3 protein-coding genes are annotated in these 3,031 nt (G+C 45.7%); all 3 read left to right on the plus strand.

Features of this window, described 5'->3' with window-relative positions:
* Window positions 1-724: MATE family efflux transporter (locus tag ACYVRA_RS06005; RefSeq protein ID WP_461251843.1), on the plus strand; the 724-nt coding region annotated here is incomplete at its 5' end.
* 21 nt (window positions 725-745) lie between these two features.
* Window positions 746-1,882: a cytidylate kinase family protein gene (locus ACYVRA_RS06010; protein ID WP_461251844.1), complete on the plus strand. Its 1,137-nt coding sequence runs from the start codon at window positions 746-748 to the stop codon at window positions 1,880-1,882.
* A 123-nt stretch (window positions 1,883-2,005) separates the two neighbouring features.
* On the plus strand, window positions 2,006-2,758 hold the full coding sequence (locus ACYVRA_RS06015) for a hypothetical protein (RefSeq protein WP_461251845.1): 753 nt from the start codon (window positions 2,006-2,008) through the stop codon (window positions 2,756-2,758).
* Window positions 2,759-3,031 lie beyond the last annotated feature (273 nt).

Consider the following 3,031-nt stretch of genomic DNA (forward strand, 5'->3'; position numbering starts at 1 on the left):
CATTTCATGCCTGTATAACATCGTTGACCAAATATTTGTCGGGCAAGGGCTTGGCTATCTCGGTAACGCCGCCACAGGTATTATCTTCCCGATAACCGTTGTCGGTTGGGGCTTGAGCCTTCTGTTCGGAGACGGCGGGGCGGCTTTTTTCAGCATATCTCAGGGAGCAGGCGACACTCAGCACGCCGGAAAGGCGGTTGGCAACAGTATCTTGTTTTCGTTCCTTACGGGAGTTGTTTTAATTGTTATATGCTATACCGCAGGCGACAGTTTGTTCTACGCCCTCGGATCGACAGATGCGACTATTCAATTTGTACGGGACTATGGTTATATAATCTTCGCCGGTATTCCGCTCGCACTCGCAGGGCAGACGCTCATCACAATAATCCGTGCGGACGGCAGCCCGAAATACGCAATGTTTACAATGCTTGTCGGCTGTATTCTGAACATTATTTTTGACCCGATAACGATTTTTGTCTGGGGTTGGGGAATGAAAGGGGCGGCATTGGCAACGATTTTCGGGCAAACGGTCAGCTTCATTCTGGCGATAGCGTATCTTCCGAGAAGCAAAACATTCAAGTTTAAATTTTCAGACCTCAAGCCCGATTGGGGCGTTTTACGTCAGGTAACGCCGTTGGGAGGGTCAAGTTTCCTCACGCAAATTTCAATCGTTGTCGTAACGGTTGTCAACAATAAATTACTTGTCTCGTATGGCGCAAAGTAAGAATTCGGAGCGGATATTCCGTTGGCGGCGTTTGTCGTCATTATGAAATTGTTTCAAATCGTGTTAAATATCGCAATTGGTATAGCGGCAGGGGCACAGCCGATTATTGGTTATAATTATGGTGCAAAGCGTTTTGACAGAGTAAAAGAAACATTTAAATATGTGATAACTTCAATTTTTATCATTACGCTGATTACGACTGCGTTATTTGAAATTTTTCCCAAAGCGTTTATATCCCTTTTCGGCACAGACAGCGAACTATATACATTGTTCGCTATCCGATGTCTGCGGATTTACCTGTCGCTGATTGCGTTGACCTGTCTGCAAAAAGCGTGTGCGATATTCCTTCAATCTATCGGCAAGGCTAAAGCGGCTATTCCGCTGTCGATGCTTCGGGACGTAATTTTACTCATAGCTTTTTCGGTTATATTGCCGTTGTATCTCGGCGTAACAGGCATATTCTGGGCGGCTCCCGCCGCAGACATTTTGGCAATGATAATAACTGTTTTTGTGGTTGCCATTATGTGGAAACAGTTGAGCGTAACCGAAACAGCCGTTCAGATTGAAACGCCGATTTTGAAAGCGTCCGTACCGGGACCGATTATCACGATTGACCGTGAACACGGATCAGGCGGTAAAGCAATCGGGGAGCTTGTCGCAAAGAAACTCAACGTGCCATTTTATTACAAGGAAATGGTTGCACTTGCGGCGGCGGAGAGCGGTCTCTCACAAGAATTTATTTCAGGTATCAATACGGCAGAAGCAGGGGCGGCTCACAGTTTGTATCTCGATACCGAGCCGGTTCGTGATGCGATTATCGCCCAAGAGCAAGCGTTGAGGGAGATCGCCGAAAGCGGCTCCTGTGTCATTGTCAGCCGTGCCGCAGGTCATGTATTGAGAGAAAACCGTAATCTTGTAAATGTTTTCATTCATGCACCGAAAGCGTACCGTCTTGAACAGGTGATGAAAACCTACGGCGATACGGAAGAACAGGGAAAAAAGAACATAAGCCGTCTTGATTTAGCACGGGCGGCTTATTATGCGAAAGTATCGGCACTTAAATGGGGCGATGCGAAAAATTACGATTTATGTATTGACAGCTCAATCGGTACGGAAAAAGCCGCCGCAGTGATACTCGAATATGCGAGGGGGAGATGATAAAAGACAACGAATAGCGTTGTGATGAACATTGTCGGATAACGCAACGGTGTCAGGCACACTTTTTAATAACTTGCTCGTATGAGCGAGTAACAAATCGTAAACGAAAGAGGAGAAAAGAAAATGGCAAGACCAAAGAAAACCACGACAAAAAAGACAACGCCGAAGAAAACAACTGCAAAAGCAACATCGGGAACAGCAAGTATTAAATTGCTGACAGGAAAACCATCAACTAAACGACCGCCGAACAATCCAGATGTACCGCAAGCGACTATTGATCATCTTAACACCATGTTAAATGATCTCAAAAACATACTGGACGAATACGCACAGCACTTGCGGGCACTCGACCGCAAACGCCTCAACGGAGTTGGAGTCCGCAAATTAGGCTTCATCGAGCGAGCATATGAAATCGCCCTTGAAAATTCAGAGTTCCTTCCGCACTATCTAACCATAGAAAGATTTGGAACGGACATACAATACTTCATGGACTTCCGCAGTCTCGTAGACCTCACCACGCAGATAAGGGAAAAACTGTGGAACATCACCATACAGTCATCAGACATCGCCTACACGGACGCACTCGAATTCTACGCCTCCGTGCGAGAAGCCGCAAAACGCAGAGTAGACGCAGCCGAAACAATCCACAACGAATTATCAACCTTCTTCCACCGCAGCCGCCCCGAAACCGAAGAACCGACCGAAACAAAAGCACGGCGAGATTTCAATTCCCTCCTACACGGCAGGCATGACGGCAAACTGGTAATCGAAAACATCAAACCAAAAATGAAAGGAGGCAAACGCAAAATCATAGACGAAACATTTAAGGACACCGCCCAATTCCGTGAAACCGAAGACGCAGAAATAACAGAATGAATAAATATGTATACACGCCCTAAAGTGGGTCAAAATGACTCACTTTAGGTTTTTTTACCCAAAAAACACCTAAAAAAGCCCAAATTTGAGGTTTTTAACCTCAACGTCCGACTTAAAAACCTAAACGTCGAGGTAAAAAACCTCAACGTTCGACTTAAAAACCTCAACATCGAGGTAAATAACCTCAACGCCCGACTTAAAAACCTCAGCGTTCAGGTAAAAAACCTCAACGTCCGACTTAAAAACCTCAACGTCGGGGAATAAAACCTCAAC

This window comes from Treponema sp. R8-4-B8 (assembly GCF_054786175.1).